Here is a 15,564-nt window from a genome sequence, read left to right as displayed (position 1 = left end):
CGGGATAAGTACGACGCTCCGTCAGCGGAACACCGGATGCCAGAGTCCTTGGTCACCATCGTCGCGTCGTAGGACCTCGCCGCAGCATCCGGCCGGTGAACGACGTCCGGCCGGGTGATCGATGACTTTTTTCCCTATTGCGCACGGTTTACCGGGCACACGCTGGATAAGCCGTCAATTCCGGCGCCAGCCGCCGGAACTCTGGGGACGAGGACCCGCACATGGATGTGATTCACAAGACCCCCCGCGACTGCCGCGTGCAGCCCAATCTCGCCGACTACGACCAGGCCCTGGCGCAGTTTCACTGGTCCGATGTGCCGAAGCTGTGCGAGGGCATGGGCGAAGGGAAATGCAACATCGCCTATGCCGCCGTCGACCGGCACGCGAGCGGGCCGGAGAGTACCCACACCGCACTTCGTTTCCTCACCGAGGACGGGGCGCACGAACTGACCTATGCCGAGTTGAGTAACCGGGTGACCCGATTCACCGGCGTGCTGCGCGCCCTGGGCATCGGCAAAGGCGACCGGGTCTTCGCCATCATGGGCCGTATTCCCGAGCTGTACATCACGATGCTGGGTGCCCTGCGGAACGGCAGCGTCGTCTCACCCCTGTTCTCCGCCTTCGGTCCGGAGCCGATCGCCACCCGGGTTGATATCGGACAGGCCGACGTGCTGGTCACCACCAGGGCGCTCTATCTGCGCAAGATCGCCAAGATCCGCGAGCGGCTGACTTCGGTGCGGCACGTGATCGTGGTGGACGACGGCGCCCACGGCGAGCCGCCCGAAGGGACAGTCGATTTCTGGCAGTGCATGAACGCAGCCGACGAGCACGCGCCGGTCGAGCCGACGACTGCCGACGACCCCGCGCTGCTGCACTTCACCAGCGGGACCACCGGCACACCCAAAGGCGCCATCCACGTTCATGGTGCCGTCGCCATGCACTACGTCACGGGCTTGTACGCGCTCGACCTTCACGCCGACGACATCTATTGGTGCACTGCGGATCCGGGCTGGGTCACCGGAACGTCCTACGGGATCATCAGTCCGCTGCTGCACGGCGTGACGTCCATCATCGACCAGGCCGAATTCGACGCCGAGCGCTGGTACCGGATTCTGCAGGATGAACACGTATCGGTCTGGTATACCGCACCCACCGGCATCAGGATGCTGATCAAGGCCGGTCCAGAATTGCCGGCCCGCTTCAGTTTTCCGCACCTGCGGTTCATCGCCAGCGTGGGTGAACCGTTAAACCCGGAAGCGGTGTGGTGGGGGAAAAAGGTTCTGGGTCTGCCGATTCACGACAACTGGTGGCAGACCGAGACGGGCGGCATCATGATCGCCAACACGCCGGCGTTCGACATCAAGCCGGGTTCGATGGGCCGGCCGCTGCCTGGCGTCGAGGCCTGCATCGTGCACAACAACGACGACGGCACCAACACCGTCGTCCAGGAACCCGACGTCGAGGGCGAGCTTGCCCTCAAACCGGGCTGGCCGTCGATGTTCCGCGGCTATCTGCACGCCGACGAGAGGTACCGAAAGTGCTTCAGCGACGGGCTTTACCTCTCCGGCGACCTGGCCAAGCGCGATGCCGACGGCTACTTCTGGTTCGTCGGCCGCAAAGACGACGTGATCAAGTCCGCCGGGCACCTGATCGGACCGTTTGAGGTGGAAAGCGCCCTGACCGACCACCCGGCGGTGGCCGAGGCGGCCGTCATCGGTAAACCGGACCCCACCGTCGGTTCTGTCATCAAAGCCTTCGTCACCCTCAAGGACGGCTTTGCGGCCACCGAAGAGCTCCGGTTGCAGCTGCTCGGCCACGCCCGCAAACGTCTCGGTCCTGCCGTGGCACCCAAAGAGATCGAGTTCGCCGACTCGCTGCCGCACACCAGCAGCGGCAAGATCATGCGACGCCTGCTGAAGGCCCGCGAACTCGGGTTGCCCGAAGGGGACACCTCCACCATCGAACGACCCCACCCGGTCGAACAATCGCACGACCATCAACCTCAAGGAGCGTCGCTGTGACCGAGAAGGACCTGACGCACGAACTGTTGTCGGACATGATTCGGGTACGCCGCATGGAAGAGAAATGCGCGGAACTGTACAGCGCGGCCAAGATTCGCGGCTTTCTGCACCTCTACGTCGGTGAGGAGGCCGTGGCGGCGGGGTCGCTGCGCGCGTTGACCGACGAGGACGCGGTGGTGGCGACCTACCGCGAGCATGCGCACGCGCTGCTGCGCGGCATCCCGATGACCAGGATCATGGCCGAGATGTTCGGCAAGCAGGAAGGCTGCTCCCGCGGTCGTGGCGGGTCCATGCACCTGTTCGACGCATCCCGGCACTTCTACGGCGGCAACGCGATCGTTGCCGGCGGGCTGCCGCTGGCGGTCGGCATCGCGCTCGCCGACGGCATGCTGAAGCGGAACCGCGTGACCGCGTGTTACTTCGGCGACGGGGCGGTGGCCGAAGGCGCTTTCCACGAGTCGTTGAACATGGCAGTGTTGTGGAACCTGCCGGTGCTGTTCCTGTGCGAGAACAACCTTTACGCGATGGGCACCGCATTGGATCGGGCGCAGTCACAGACCGACCTCACCGCAAAGGCAGCCGCCTACCGCGTCGACGCGCTGGCCGTCGACGGGATGGACGTCGAGGCATGCTACGAGGTCACCCGCAAAGGCGTGGACCACGTGCGCAGCACCGGCGGGCCGTTCTTCATCGAGTTCCGCACCTACCGGTTCCGCGCTCATTCGATGTTCGACCCGGAGTTGTACCGGGACAAGGCCGAAGTCGAACGATGGCGCGAGAAAGACCCCATCGACCTGTTCATCCAGCGCCGGCAACGTGACGGCCTGATCACCGACGCCGACGTGCGTGACATCGAAGCCGCGGCCGCCGCGGAAATCGCCGACGCGGTGGCCTACGCCGAAGCCGGAACCCGGGAAGACGTGGCCGACCTGGCCCGTGACGTGCTCACCCCGCTGGAGGCGGCGCGATGAAAACGACCTATCGCACTGCCGTGCACGACGCGATCCGCGACGCATTGCGCGACGACTCGCGCGTGGTGCTGATGGGCGAGGACGTCGGGCGCTACGGCGGAACCTACGCGGCGTCCAAAGGGCTGCTGGAGGAGTTCGGACCGGACCGGGTGCGTGACACGCCGCTCTCGGAGCTCGGCTTCGTCGGCATCGGTATCGGGGCCGCCCTCAACGGTTTACGCCCGATCGTCGAAGTCATGACGGTGAACTTCAGCCTGTTGGCGCTCGACCAGATCGTCAATACCGCCGCCGCACTTCGTCACATGTCCGGCGGGCAGTTCTCGGTACCGATCGTCGTGCGAATGGCGACCGGGGCCGGACGGCAACTCGCCGCGCAGCATTCGCACAGCCTGGAACCGTGGTATGCCCACATCCCGGGGATCAAGGTGCTGGCGCCGGCCACGGTCGAGGACGCCTACGGCATGCTCGGACCGGCACTGGCCGATCCGGATCCGGTGATCATCTTCGAACATGTGCAGCTGTACAACAGCTCCACCGATATCGACGTGTTGCAGCAGACCGACATCACCCGCGCGGCAATTCGGCGCGAAGGCACCGACGTGACCCTGATCGCCTACGGCGGCTGCGTAGCCAAGGCGCTGGACGCGGCGAACGAATTGTCCCTGGCGGGAATCGACTGCGAGGTGGTGGATCTGCGGGTGCTGCGGCCCCTGGACACCGAAACGATTCTGGATTCGGTCCGAAAGACCCACCGCGCCGTAGCAATCGACGAGGCCTGGCGCAGCGGCAGTTTGGCGGCCGAGATCTCGGCGCAGATCATGGAGGGCGCTTTCTACGATCTGGACGCCCCGGTCGGCCGGGTATGCAGCGAAGAGGTGCCGATTCCGTACGCGAAACACCTTGAGGAAGCGGCACTTCCGCAGCCGCACAAAATCGTCGCCGCCGTGCACGAACTGTTCGGGGACCGATCGTGATCGAGTTCAGAATGCCCGCGCTGGGCTCCGATATGGACGAAGGCACGCTCAACGAGTGGCTGGTCAAGCCCGGTGACAAGGTGACCCGCGGCCAAGTCGTCGCCGTCATCGAAACCACCAAGGCCGCGGTCGAGATCGAGTGCTGGCAGGAGGGCACCATCGACCAGCTGGTGGTCCCGGTCGGCGACACCGTGGAAGTGGGGGCCGTGCTGGCCACCCTGCGGGAGGTGGGTGAGACGGCCGAAGCACCCGTCAAGAAACCACAGAAGAAGGCTTCGCCCAAACGCGCCCCGAAAGCGCCGCGCACAGCGCCCCAACCGGCTGCCACGGCGCCGGCACCGGCGAGGCCGACCGGGCCGCAACACCGCCGTTGGGTCTCCCCCGCCGCGCGGCGGCTGGCCGCGAACCTCAGCGTCGATCTCGACGCGGTCAGCGGCACCGGGCCGGGGGGTGCGGTGACGATCGTCGACGTCGAGCACGCCGCCGCCACCCGGCAGCCGGTCAAGAAGCCGGCCCCCAAACCCACGGGCGAACGCATGTCGATGGCCGAGCGGGGCGCCGCGATGCGCCAGTCGATCGCGGCCGCCATGAGCCGGTCCAAGCGCGAGATACCGCACTACTACCTGGCCGATGAGATCCTCATGGACACCGCGTTGACCTGGCTCACCGCCCGAAACGCACAGCGACCGATCACCGAACGCGTGCTTCCGGCAGTTCTGCAACTCAAGGCGGTTGCCCTGGCCGCGCAACGCTTCAAAGAGTTCAGCGGCTTCTGGCGCGATGCCGGCTACGAACCGGCTCCCGCCGTGCATGTCGGTGTCGCCATCTCGTTGCGCGGCGGCGGTCTGGTGGCCCCCGCCATTCATGACGTGGCCGAGAAGAAGCTCGACGAGCTGATGACCGACCTCACCGACCTGGTGGCGCGGGCTCGTGCCGGCTCCCTGCGCAGCTCGGAGATGTCCGATCCCACGATCACCGTCACCAACCTCGGAGACCAGGGCGTCGACACCGTGTTCGGCGTCATCTACCCGCCACAGGTTGCCCTGGTCGGCTTCGGCAAGACCACCCAGCGGGTCTGCGTCATCGACGGCGGAATCCGGGTCGTCAACGCGATCCAGGGCACCCTGGCCGCCGATCACCGGGCCAGCGACGGCCACCGCGGCGCCCTGTTCCTGGCCGCGATCAACGACCTACTGCAGCAACCCGACGTCCTGGAGAAGTGAAGAATGCCTACGAAAGAAGACACCCGCGGAGTGGTCCTGTCCGTACTGACGACCATCGCCCCGGAAGTGGATGCCGACGACATCACCGATGACGACCTGCTGCGCGATCAGGTCGACTTGGACTCGATGGACTGGCTGAACTTTCTGCTCGGCATCCACAGGCGATTCAACGTCGACATCCCGGAGTCCGACTACGCGTCTCTGCGCACCCTGTCAGATGTGGTCGGCTACGTCGAAGCTCACGCGCCGGCCTGACGCTCAGTGATGCGCAGGCCGTAGCCGGCGGCGCCGAGGCAGAAATTCCAACGACAACAACACCACCAGCGCACTCGGAATATGGTGCGTGCACAGCACCACGTACCGACGCTCGTTCAGCGCGTGAAACTTTCGTAGGTAACGGTAGAGCGATTCCAACCGGATCAACGGGTCCAGCAAATGGATCAACCGGTAGGCAAGGCGCTGCAGCTGGCCGGGGTCGGTCGCGTCGAAGACTTCCGGAAAGGCCGCGAACGCCAACGAAAGGCGCTGTGCGCGCATGCATTTCGCTCCGTTGATCATGTCGACGCTGAGTCGCTCGTCGATCCCGTTCGGCGCGTCGGGTCGGCGGTAAGGCGCGTCCAGGGTGATTTCCGACCCGCCGCCGGCGCTCGCGTAACGGTGAAAAGCCACCACCCGCCCACCGCTGTCGCGGGCGATGGCCAACCGCACACCGGGGCAACGGCCCTGCAGCGCACCGTCGAGGTTCATGCAGAACCCACGCTCGGTGCGCACCCCGCCGTGCGAGGCGTAGAGCACCTCAGTCAATTCGGTGACCAGACCGGCGTCCAGATCTCGCTCGTCGATGATCTGGGTGGTGACACCGTGATTGCGGGTGCGCTGCACAGCCTGACGCACATTGCGGAACCGGCGCCCGGCCAGGCTGAAGTGCGGGACATCGACCACCACGTCGCGCCCGATCGGGACCGCGAGCATGGCCTGCCCGATCAGCTCCTTGGTCCATAGACCGAGATTTCGCTGCGCACCCGCCAATACCACGATCCGCCAGCCACGCGATCGACACATGATGGCGAAATCGATTGCCAGTCGCTCGAATTGGGTGCTGTCGCCGATCGGGTCGCCGCTGACGACGGCGAACCCGAGACGGGTGCGGTAGGCGATCGCGGCGGTGCCGGCGCAATTGAAGTAGTAGCTCTTGAGCGAATGCATTGCGAAGGGCGCCAGCGGGTCGGCGGGTGTGGCATCGACCAGCGCCCACACCCGCTGCAGCAACTCCGGTTGCGGCTCAGCCGAAGTGGGCCACATCAACGCCAGCCCACTGGCGGCGACCAGCAGGTTGCCCCAGCCGCCGAAGTCCAGGAAATGGGCGAAAAGCCCGGCCGACAACAGCGCCGCGGCGCTGGCGGCGTGCCTCGGGGTGACCGGCCTTCCCAAGAACACGCCGCGCGCGATGAGCATCACGGCCGCCAACAGGGCGACCGACCACCCGAACCGGCCCACCGCATACCAATCCGCGGCCGGGCGTTCGTGCGCAATCGACACCGTGAGCCAACCCAGAGCGCACATCAGCAGAAGCGAACTTGCCAGCCTGGTCGCGCGGCGGTCGGTCCGCAGGATGATGCGTTCGGACGCGAGCGCGGCGGTGGCACGACGGCCGCGCTGACTGACTTTCATGCCGAACTCCCTCAACCGGTCAAAACGCTATCCGCCCGGGCAGTCCCGGTCGTGAGGCTTTAGTCCCCAAAGCGATGGTCCGGGAACTAATGTCCCGCCCGGTTCGGGACTTCGGCCCCTCCCGTCGGGCCGGCCACGGTGCTCAGATGGTGGTATGGGAGGCAGACGTCTCCCCTTGGGAGGTTATGGCAATGAGCACTACACAATTGCAACCACGCACGCGTGAGTTCGCCCGCGTACTTGGCCCTTACTTCGCCATCATCGGCATCACGACCGTCTTGCGCGGATCCGAGATGCGGGATTTACTCTCCGGTTTCGAGTCCAGCCCGGTGTGGTTCTGGGTCACGGGTGCGCTGGTGCTGCTCGTTGGCCTGGCCATCGTGGGGCTGCACCCTTACTGGCGGGGTGCGGCGGCGATCACGGTTTCGGTGATGGGTTGGGCCATCACGCTGCGCGGACTGATGCTGCTGGCGTTTCCCAAGGCGTTCATGACCGCGGCCAACGCCACGATCGGTATGGGCAACATGTGGATGGCGGCGAGCGTCCTGCTTGCAGCGGCCGGGTTGTACCTCACCTACGTGGGCTGGCGCCCCGCACCGGCGTCCCCGGCACCGAAAACCGGGGCGGCACCCCGAGATCTGCCGCGGGCGGCGTAACCCCGCACTCAGTCGTGTTGCGGCGCTTCGTCTTCGGCAAGGGTGAAGTAATTCTCCTCCTCTTGGACGAAGTGCAGCCGCAGTAGTGTGTAGAGGCCGTAGAGGCAGGCCAGCAGATCGTCGACCTGATCGGGCTCTATCGCCCCACCCGACCTCGCCTGGGCGAGGTGGGTGCCGATGCGGTCGGCGAGCCGCCTGATCTCGGCGTGCGTCCGGCTCATGGTGGCGGTGGCTTCACTGCTGCCGAGCGGACGCGCCAGCGCGGGGTACAGCTGCGTCTCCTCGGCCTGCTCATGTGGCAGTATCCGGTCGACCAACAATGTGTGCACCTCGGTCAACGATTCCAGTGCCGAGTCATCCGTGCGGGTCGCCACGCGATTGGCGGTGTCGCGCAGCAGCCCGATGGTGTCCCGCAAGGCATCGTGTTCGGCGGCGAAGCGCAACAACATCTGCTCGGTGTCGGCGTCCAGTTGGACATCGACCGCCGGGTTCCCACGCCGGGCCCGCAGCGCATTGAGAATCACCGCGACATCGATGCCTTCCTGCAGAAGCGCACCCGCTGCGGGCGGCAACCAACCCAGCGCGGCAATCACCATCGCAGCCAGCGACAGGCCCATGCCGACGACGGCGCTCTGCACGGCGATGCGCCGCGACCAGCGGGCAATGTCCATGGCGTCCGCGAGGCGGTCCAGGCGGTCGGTGGTCAACACGATGTCGGCGGCCTCAGACGATGCCGTGGCGCCACGCGCGCCCATCGCGACACCGACGGACGCCGCGGCCAGCGCGGGAGCATCGTTGACGCCGTCCCCCACCATCACCGTCACCGCATGTTCGGTCTCTTCGCGCACCGCGGCGAATTTGTCCTCGGGCGTCTGTTCCGCGCGGACTTCGTCGAGTCCCAATATGTTGGCCACTTCGCGGGTGGGTTCGGTCCGGTCCCCCGTGAGCATCAGCAGCCGCTCGAGTCCGGCTTCGCGCAACCGCCGCACCGTCCGCGGCGCGTGCCGACGCAACGGATCCCGCAGCAACACCGCGCCGGCGGGGGCGTCGTCGATGGTGACCCAGGCGATGCCGGCCCCGTCCAGCCGGGCGCGACTGAGCACTTCGCGGGGCCATGCGTCGGTCAGTTTGCCCGCAGTCATCTTGCCCACCGTCACCCGATGCCCGTCGACCGTCGCACTCACCCCGCTGCCCGGCTGTTCGACGACTTCGGTCGGCAGCGACAGTTTCAACTTCCTGCTCAACGCCTCGGTGACTATGGCTTCGGCGAGCACGTGCGGCGAGAACTGGTCCACCGACGCGCCCAGCCGCAGCACTTCGACCGGCTCGCGGCCCGGCGCTGCCACCACGTCGACCACGGTCGGCCGTCCCATGGTGAGGGTGCCGGTCTTGTCCATCACCAGGGTTTTCGCCTGACCCAGGTTTTCCAGCGCTCCCCCACCCCGGATGACCACTCCGGCCCGCGAGGCACGGGACAGTCCGGACACGATCGCCACCGGCGCAGCGAGCAGTAAAGGACACGGGGTCGCCACCACCAGCACCGCAACGGCGCGCACCGCCGAGCCGCCGGCGAGCCACGCGGCGCCGGCCACCAGCAAGGTCAGCGGCAGAAACCAGGCGGCGTAGCGGTCGGCCAACCTGACGATCGGCGCGTTGAGCGCTCCGGCCTGCTGCGCCAACCGCACGATGCCGGCGTAGGTGCTGTCAGCGGCCGTCGCCTGGGCACGCATTTCAAAAGCGTTGCCGGCGTTCACCACACCGCTGCGGACCGTTTCGCCGACACCCCGCTCGACGAGTAAGGGCTCCCCGGTCAGGGCGGACTCGTCGAGGACCGCTGTCACGTCGGAGACCCGCCCGTCCACCGGCACCACTTCACCCGGCCCTACCACCAGAACGTCGTCGACCGCGACGTCACCCAGGTCGATGACGGCAATCTGCGTGCCGACCCGCCGCCGGGCAAAACGAGGCGCGCGGTCCAGCAGCGCCCTCAGGTCACGCGAGGCTCTGCGCTCGGCCGCCGAGTCCAGCGCCCGGCCACCGGCGAACATCACCGCGATCAGGGCTCCGGCCAGATACTCACCGACCGCCAGCGTGCCGAGTAGCGACAGCACCGCGATGACGTCCACCCCGACCCGTCCCCGCCGCAACGCTAGGAGCACCCAACCCAGAGCGGGCACGACGGCGCTGACCGTGCCGGCGACCCAGCACCAGTCGGCGACGGACCGCCAACCTGCCATCCAGGCGACGCCGCCGAGGGCCAAGGCGCCAACAGCGAACACCGTCAAAACAGGTCCGATCAGCCGATCCAGCCGCGAGCTCAGACCCTTAGCTGACAATGCCGTCGCGCCCTCCACCGGTGCATCCTTTGTTCTCGGGTCGATTTGAACAGTAGTAGGCGTATAGACGGGACGCCCACTGCCGCGGGTTGGAACGGGTTCAGATCATCGGCAACGCGATGGCTGGCGGCGTCGGCATCGGTGTTGGCGTGCGTGAATCGCTAGATTCCTGCCGGGCCGCCGCGCAAGCGACTGGTGCGGACGCTGATCTGCCACGGCCCGTCCCTACCCCGCAGCGCGAAATGGTTCGCGGTGGCCCGCCGGACGCGCTAGCCGTCACCGTCGCGCACGACCAGCGTTACGTTGGGTCTGTTGAAGGTCTGAAAGTAGTTGCTGTCGGTGCAGAATCGTTTGGTCCCGATCGGGTGGGTATCACGAATCTGGTTCCGGCCGTGGTGATTTCGGTAGACTACCGGTTGGCGCCGGAGTATCCGTGGCCGGCGGCGGCCGGGCCCGCACCGGCTACGGCATCCGATCCCGCCGCAGCACGTGATCCGCTCGGCCTCAGCCGCCCACCACCGGTACCCCCGCGACCACGGCCAACCCCGAATCAACACCTTTCATCACCCCGAAAAACTCCGCGCGCCCGAAACGACGAACCCGACTGACGCGATCACGCATAAAGGCGTTGCTGAGCAATGCGTTTGGTGATGGAGCACGTCATCGACACGCGCCCGGCTCCCCCGCGCGTCCGCCGGCCGCGCCGCCCTGCCTAGAGTGGCCTGCATGAGCAATCCTCTGCAGATCAGCGGTGACGGGCCGATCCGGACCTGGACGATAAACCTGCCCAGCGTCGGAAACGCGATCACCGGCAAGGACGTCATCATCGGGTTCGAGGACGCCGTCCACCGAGCCAACACCGACACCGCGGTGCGGGCCATCATCCTGACCGGCGAGGGCAAGATCTTTTCGGCCGGCGGCAACGTCAAGGAGATGGCGGACCAGGCGGGAATGTTCGGCCTGAGCGCCCTCGATCAGCGCTACGCCTACATCGACGGGATCCAGCGGATCCCGCGCGCGCTATCCCGACTCGAAGTCCCGATCATCGCCGCCGTCAACGGCGCCGCCATCGGCGCGGGCTGTGACCTGGCGATGATGTGCGACATACGAATCGCTTCCGAGCGAGCATCTTTCGCGGAAAGCTTTGTCCAGCTCGGCCTCATCCCGGGTGACGGCGGCACCTGGTTCCTGCAGCGCATCATCGGATACCAACGCGCCGCGGAGATGACCCTCACCGGCGACCGGATCGATGCGGCGACCGCACTGGAATGGGGCCTGGTCAGCCGCGTGGTGCCACACGACGAGCTGCTCCCCCAGGCTCGCGAGCTCGCCGAGCGCATCGCCAAGAATCCCGCGCACGCGTTGCGCATGGCGAAACGGTTGCTGCAGGAGTCGCGTACCGGTTCGCTCGAATCGACGCTGGGTATGGCCGCCGCCATGCAGCCGCTCGCCCACCGCGATCCCGAACACGAGCAGCGGATCGCCAAGTGGCGGACCAGCTGATGGTCGCGCAGAGACTGGTCCCGCCCGCCGGGACCGAAGACGAGACGACCGGCGCCCTGCGCGCCGAGGTTCGAACGTTCCTTGCCGACCAGCTGGCCGCCGGGGCGTTCACTCCCTCCGTCGACGCGTGGCTGTCGCGTTGGGACGAGAAGTTCACAGCGGCGCTGGCGGCGCGAGGCTGGCTGGGCATGACGGTGCCGGTCGACTACGGCGGGCCTGGACGCACTTTTCTGGAGCGCTTCGTCGTCACCGAGGAATTGCTCGCCGCGGGAGCGCCGGTCGCGGCGCACTGGATCGCCGACCGTCAGATCGTGCCGTCCCTGCTCAGGTACGGCACCGAAGCGCAGAAGCGGCACTTTCTCCCGCGGATCGTGCGCGGCGAGTGCTTCTTCGCCATCGGCATGAGCGAGCCGGATTCGGGCTCCGATCTGGCCAGCGTGCGCACCCGGGCCGAGCGGGTCGACGGTGGCTGGTCACTGTCCGGGACGAAGGTGTGGACCTCCGGAGCGCACCTCGCCCACGCGTTTATCGCGCTGGCCCGCACAGCTCCGGTGGATCCGCAGCACCGGCACGCGGGGCTCAGCCAATTCCTCGTCGATCTGCACGGCCCCGGCATCGACATCCGGCCGATCATCTCGATGAACGGTGCGCACCACTTCAACGAAGTGATCTTCGATTGCGCATTCATCCCCGACGACATGGTGTTCGGCGACATCGGTGACGGGTGGCGGCAAGTGACCTCGGAACTGGCCTTCGAACGCAGCGGCCCCGAACGATTCCTGTCCACCTTCGTCCTGTTGGCCGCCTGCGCCGACCGGATGGCAGGCAACGCCATCCCCCGCGACACGAATCTGGGGCGGCTGGTGGCACGCGTCGCGGGTCTGCACCAGATGTCCACCGCGGTGGCGGGCGCGCTGGAACGGCACGAGCCCGCCGACATTCCCGCCGCGGTGGTCAAGGTCCTGGGCACCACCACCGAAGGCGATATCGCCGAAGTCGCCGACATGCAGGACTCTCCTGATCCCATCTTCGCGGATCTCGTTGCCGCCGCTGTGGATCAGCGGCCCGGCTTCACCCTGCGTGGCGGCACCAACGAGGTATTGCGCGGGGTCATCGCGCGCGGGCTGGGCCTGCGATGAGCGTCGACCCTGACCTCGTCGCCATGCTGGACGCGGTCTTCGCGGACCACCGGGAAAAGCGATCGCCCGATCTTTGGCAGCAGCTCAACGAGCTCGGCTTGGTCCGGCTGACCGGCGCCGAAGAACACGGCGGCAGCGGCGCCGGGTGGTTCGAGGCCGCCGAACTGCTTGCCGCCGCCGCACGCCACGGAATTCGAATTCCGTTGGCTGAGCACGATTTATTGGCCTGTTGGCTGCTGGATGCCAGTGGTCTGCCGGTGGACGATGCGGTGCGCACGGTATGCATGCTGGACAAGCAGGGACGTGCGACGGACGTCCCGTGGGCCGCAACGGCCGACCGCGTCGTGGTGGTCTGGCGTACTGACGGCGGCTTTCGCGCTGCCGACGTTGCCACCGATCAGCTGGAGATCAACCCGGGCGCCAATCTGATCGGTGAGCCCAGAGATGCGGTGACCGCCGATCTCGCCGCTTTGGACGGGGCGCCTGTCACCTTGGCTCTGATCACCGAGTTGCGACTGAAGTCCGCGCTCGTGCGGTCGATTCAGGTATGCGCCGCGTTGGACCGAATTCTGCGGCTGTGCATCGAGCACGTGACTGCACGGATCCAGTTCGGCCGGCCAATCTCGAAATTCCAGGCGGTGCAGAACCTGGTCTCCGACGTCGCCGCGGAGGCTGCGCTGGCCCGGGCGGCGACGGAGATGGCGCTGACCGTCGCGGTGACCAGCGGCTGGTCGGCCCACAACCTACAATTCCTTGTCGCCGCAGCGCGTTCGTGCGCGGGCCACGCCACGTCGGTGGTGGTGCGCAACGCTCACCAGGTGCACGGCGCGATCGGCACCACCCGTGAGCACCGACTGCATGAGTTCACGCGGGCTGCGCTGGCCTGGCGTTCAGAGTTCGGTTCCCTGCGCTACTGGGACGAGCAGGTGACCGACTCGGCGCTGTACGCCAGTGCCGGCGGGCTGTGGGGCCTGATCACCGGATGACGATGGTGCTCGGCTTGCGCGGCGTACCCAAGTGTCGGTGCGACGGCGGGCGCCGTCCTTCCTCATCGGTGATGCCGTAACGATCGGCGAGTTCGGCGCCGATGAACGTCTGTCCGCTCAACGCATAGGACTCGGGATCGTTGTAGACCGCATCAATCAGGTACCCGGTGAATTCCGGTGTTTCGGCGTGCTCAACGGTTCTGGCCAGCGCATCCGGATTGCCGGCGAACGCCATGCGCAACCGCTCGGTGAGCAGGATGCCCATCCAGATGGACACCGTCGCAACGCCAGTGCCGCGAAAGTCCACCGCCATGTCCGCGGCCATCTTGTCGACCCCGGCTTTTTGTGCTCCATACGCCGGCCCGTGCATGTAGCACACCGATCCTGGGGAGGAGGTGAACGCGATCAGGCCGCGCCCACCGCCGACCAGCAGCGGCGCCGCGTGCCACGACGCGACGTACGACGAACGCAGTCCTACGTCGAGTACGTCGGCAAGCGCAAGCGGCTTCTCCCAGAACGGCTTTGGGCTGACCAACTCGTCGGAGACGGCGGCTGCGTTGTTCACCAATAGATCCAGCCGTCCGTCATCGGTCCGTACCCGTTCGAAAAGCGCTGCCACGGCAGCGTCGTCCCCGTGGTCGACGCGGACCGCGACGCCGCCCGGCGGGGCGTTGCAGATGGTCCGACCGGTCGCGTATACCCGCCAACCCTTGGCTGCAAGTGCCGCCGCGATGCCGCGTCCGGCCCCGCGACTGGCCCCGGTCACCACGGCAACTCGAGCGCTCATGCATTTCTCCTCTGTCAAGCCGCCGCCGATTGGTTGCGCAACGTCGCCACGATCCTCCCGGGCACGTGCACGGCGGTGTCTCGGCGATGATTCTCGACCATGTGCTCGGAGCCGCGGCGCACCATCCGGGCCGGCACGCTACACCGGAACACTCACGCTGCGTCATCACCAGCGGGCCCCGCTGCTGCAACCGCTGCATGCCGGCGCGTGGGTGGACGGGGTGGCGGGCGTCAAGACATTCGCGGTAGGCCAGATCAACGGCAACACCGGCGTCATGGTCTGCGCGGAAAGCAATTCAGCCAACCACGGAACCCGAACCCGTGAGCCCGGGCCTGCGCCGCAACGCGGGTTCCTCCGGTGACATCCAGGGCCGCTTCCATCCCAGCTGCCGCGCTTGTCCGCGACACCGGCAAGCGGGATGTGGCGCCTCAGAGCGACAGCCGCCCTAGGCTTGCTACCAGCAAATCGAAAGGACCGCAGATGGAAAGGTTGACCGGTCTGCTGGCCGTCCTGGTGACCGTCGGGCTGACGGCATGCGGATCACACCAGGCGGCCCCGTCACCGTCGCAGGGGACCCCCGCCAAGCCGGCCACGCCGGTGGCGTCGACCACCAAGCCTTCGGTCGCCGCCACCCCCACCAGCACCCCGGCCTGTGTCGGGCTCTCGATATGCCCGCCGCCACCGCCGGATGCCGACGGAAACCCGGCGTGCTTCTACTCCGACGGCTGGCAGGCGACCTCATCCGGGGCAGGAATTGAGGTCTGGTATTTCCATGAGCCGCAACGCATGTCGACGCCGGATACAGTGACCGCATCGGTCCGCAAGAAGGACGGCAGCACTGAATCCCAGACGGCCGCTATCGAAGCCGGCCAACAAGTTCACCGGTTCGAATTTCCGGCTGTCGACAAGTCCACTGTCGCCGAAGTGCTGTTCGACAGCAGCAGCGGCCGCTGTTTCGTGATCGGCCCGGGCAGTTAGGAGAGTGGATCGGTGACACGCCGGGCGGGGTGTTCTATTGGTGGGCGCATGTGGTGTGCCTGATGATCTCTGTGATGGTTGGTTGTTTGAGGTAGATCCCCGGGATTGGGTCGGACCCGATTCCTCGGCTCCGAAGCCGCCTGGCCGGCGCCGGCGCCGCAGCCGAGCCCCAATGACGGATTAGCGACCGACGCTCCTACATGAGTAATTCCCAACCGTTCGCCGAGTGTGCACCGGCTGCGCCGAGTGTGCACTGGCGGCGCCGACACGCCGGCGGCGCCACTGTGGTTGCACTCTCGGCGTGTCGGCTTGTGAAGGA

The 15,564-nt window shown here is 66.9% G+C and carries 14 protein-coding genes; 11 read left to right on the top strand and 3 right to left on the bottom strand.

All coding sequences use genetic code 11. The annotated features are described in order from the left end of the window. Positions 1 to 221 precede the first annotated feature (221 nt). The 5 genes from acsA to ACX9NE_RS18215 are packed head-to-tail and all read left to right on the top strand — an operon-like array spanning position 222 to position 5,444. On the top strand, positions 222 to 2,021 hold the full coding sequence (gene acsA / locus ACX9NE_RS18235; RefSeq protein ID WP_459363923.1) for an acetate--CoA ligase: 1,800 nt from the start codon (positions 222 to 224) through the stop codon (positions 2,019 to 2,021). Further along, positions 2,018 to 2,992, top strand: coding sequence for a pyruvate dehydrogenase (acetyl-transferring) E1 component subunit alpha (pdhA, locus tag ACX9NE_RS18230; RefSeq protein ID WP_459363922.1), 975 nt, complete (start codon positions 2,018 to 2,020; stop codon positions 2,990 to 2,992). Before acsA ends, pdhA begins: the two co-directional genes overlap by 4 nt. Next, positions 2,989 to 3,966 carry an alpha-ketoacid dehydrogenase subunit beta gene (locus tag ACX9NE_RS18225; RefSeq protein WP_459363921.1) on the top strand — a complete coding sequence of 326 codons (978 nt, stop codon included), beginning with the start codon at positions 2,989 to 2,991 and terminating at the stop codon, positions 3,964 to 3,966. Before pdhA ends, ACX9NE_RS18225 begins: the two co-directional genes overlap by 4 nt. Beyond that, positions 3,963 to 5,189, top strand: a complete 1,227-nt coding sequence (locus ACX9NE_RS18220; RefSeq protein ID WP_459363920.1) for a dihydrolipoamide acetyltransferase family protein — start codon at positions 3,963 to 3,965, stop codon at positions 5,187 to 5,189. Before ACX9NE_RS18225 ends, ACX9NE_RS18220 begins: the two co-directional genes overlap by 4 nt. Before the next feature lie 3 nt (positions 5,190 to 5,192). Beyond that, positions 5,193 to 5,444: a phosphopantetheine-binding protein gene (locus ACX9NE_RS18215; protein WP_459363919.1), complete on the top strand. Its 252-nt coding sequence runs from the start codon at positions 5,193 to 5,195 to the stop codon at positions 5,442 to 5,444. 3 nt (positions 5,445 to 5,447) lie between these two features. On the opposite strand, the gene ACX9NE_RS18210 is transcribed toward ACX9NE_RS18215, so the two are convergent. Then, positions 5,448 to 6,860: a bifunctional lysylphosphatidylglycerol flippase/synthetase MprF gene (locus tag ACX9NE_RS18210; protein WP_459363918.1), complete on the bottom strand. Its 1,413-nt coding sequence runs from the start codon at positions 6,858 to 6,860 to the stop codon at positions 5,448 to 5,450. Between the two features lie 191 nt (positions 6,861 to 7,051). Between ACX9NE_RS18210 and ACX9NE_RS18205 the strand changes: the two genes are divergently transcribed. Beyond that, a complete protein-coding gene (locus tag ACX9NE_RS18205; protein ID WP_459363917.1) occupies positions 7,052 to 7,516 on the top strand; it encodes a hypothetical protein in 465 nt (154 codons plus the stop codon). Between the two features lie 8 nt (positions 7,517 to 7,524). On the opposite strand, the gene ACX9NE_RS18200 is transcribed toward ACX9NE_RS18205, so the two are convergent. Further along, entirely contained in the window at positions 7,525 to 9,870 is a 2,346-nt protein-coding gene (locus ACX9NE_RS18200; protein ID WP_459363916.1) for a heavy metal translocating P-type ATPase, read from the bottom strand. Positions 9,871 to 10,217: 347 nt separating this feature from the next. Between ACX9NE_RS18200 and ACX9NE_RS18195 the strand changes: the two genes are divergently transcribed. The 4 genes from ACX9NE_RS18195 to ACX9NE_RS18180 all read left to right on the top strand — a co-directional run bounded on the left by ACX9NE_RS18195 (position 10,218) and on the right by ACX9NE_RS18180 (position 13,480). Beyond that, on the top strand, positions 10,218 to 10,460 hold the full coding sequence (locus tag ACX9NE_RS18195; RefSeq protein WP_459363915.1) for an alpha/beta hydrolase fold domain-containing protein: 243 nt from the start codon (positions 10,218 to 10,220) through the stop codon (positions 10,458 to 10,460). A 118-nt stretch (positions 10,461 to 10,578) separates the two neighbouring features. Further along, positions 10,579 to 11,355: a crotonase/enoyl-CoA hydratase family protein gene (locus ACX9NE_RS18190; RefSeq protein WP_459363914.1), complete on the top strand. Its 777-nt coding sequence runs from the start codon at positions 10,579 to 10,581 to the stop codon at positions 11,353 to 11,355. Continuing rightward, positions 11,355 to 12,494, top strand: coding sequence for an acyl-CoA dehydrogenase family protein (locus ACX9NE_RS18185; protein WP_459363974.1), 1,140 nt, complete (start codon positions 11,355 to 11,357; stop codon positions 12,492 to 12,494). Before ACX9NE_RS18190 ends, ACX9NE_RS18185 begins: the two co-directional genes overlap by 1 nt. After that, positions 12,491 to 13,480 carry an acyl-CoA dehydrogenase family protein gene (locus ACX9NE_RS18180; RefSeq protein ID WP_459363913.1) on the top strand — a complete coding sequence of 330 codons (990 nt, stop codon included), beginning with the start codon at positions 12,491 to 12,493 and terminating at the stop codon, positions 13,478 to 13,480. Before ACX9NE_RS18185 ends, ACX9NE_RS18180 begins: the two co-directional genes overlap by 4 nt. Here ACX9NE_RS18180 and ACX9NE_RS18175 read toward each other — a convergent pair. After that, entirely contained in the window at positions 13,470 to 14,267 is a 798-nt protein-coding gene (locus ACX9NE_RS18175; protein WP_459363912.1) for an SDR family NAD(P)-dependent oxidoreductase, read from the bottom strand. The two genes, ACX9NE_RS18180 and ACX9NE_RS18175, sit on opposite strands and share 11 nt — an antisense overlap. A gap of 480 nt (positions 14,268 to 14,747) precedes the next feature. Between ACX9NE_RS18175 and ACX9NE_RS18170 the strand changes: the two genes are divergently transcribed. Continuing rightward, entirely contained in the window at positions 14,748 to 15,245 is a 498-nt protein-coding gene (locus ACX9NE_RS18170) for a hypothetical protein (protein ID WP_459363911.1), read from the top strand. Positions 15,246 to 15,564: the final 319 nt, after the last annotated feature.

The organism is Mycobacterium sp. ML4, from assembly GCF_054515735.1.
Note: the sequence above shows the minus strand (reverse complement) of the source record. Positions and strands in the feature narration are given on the sequence as shown.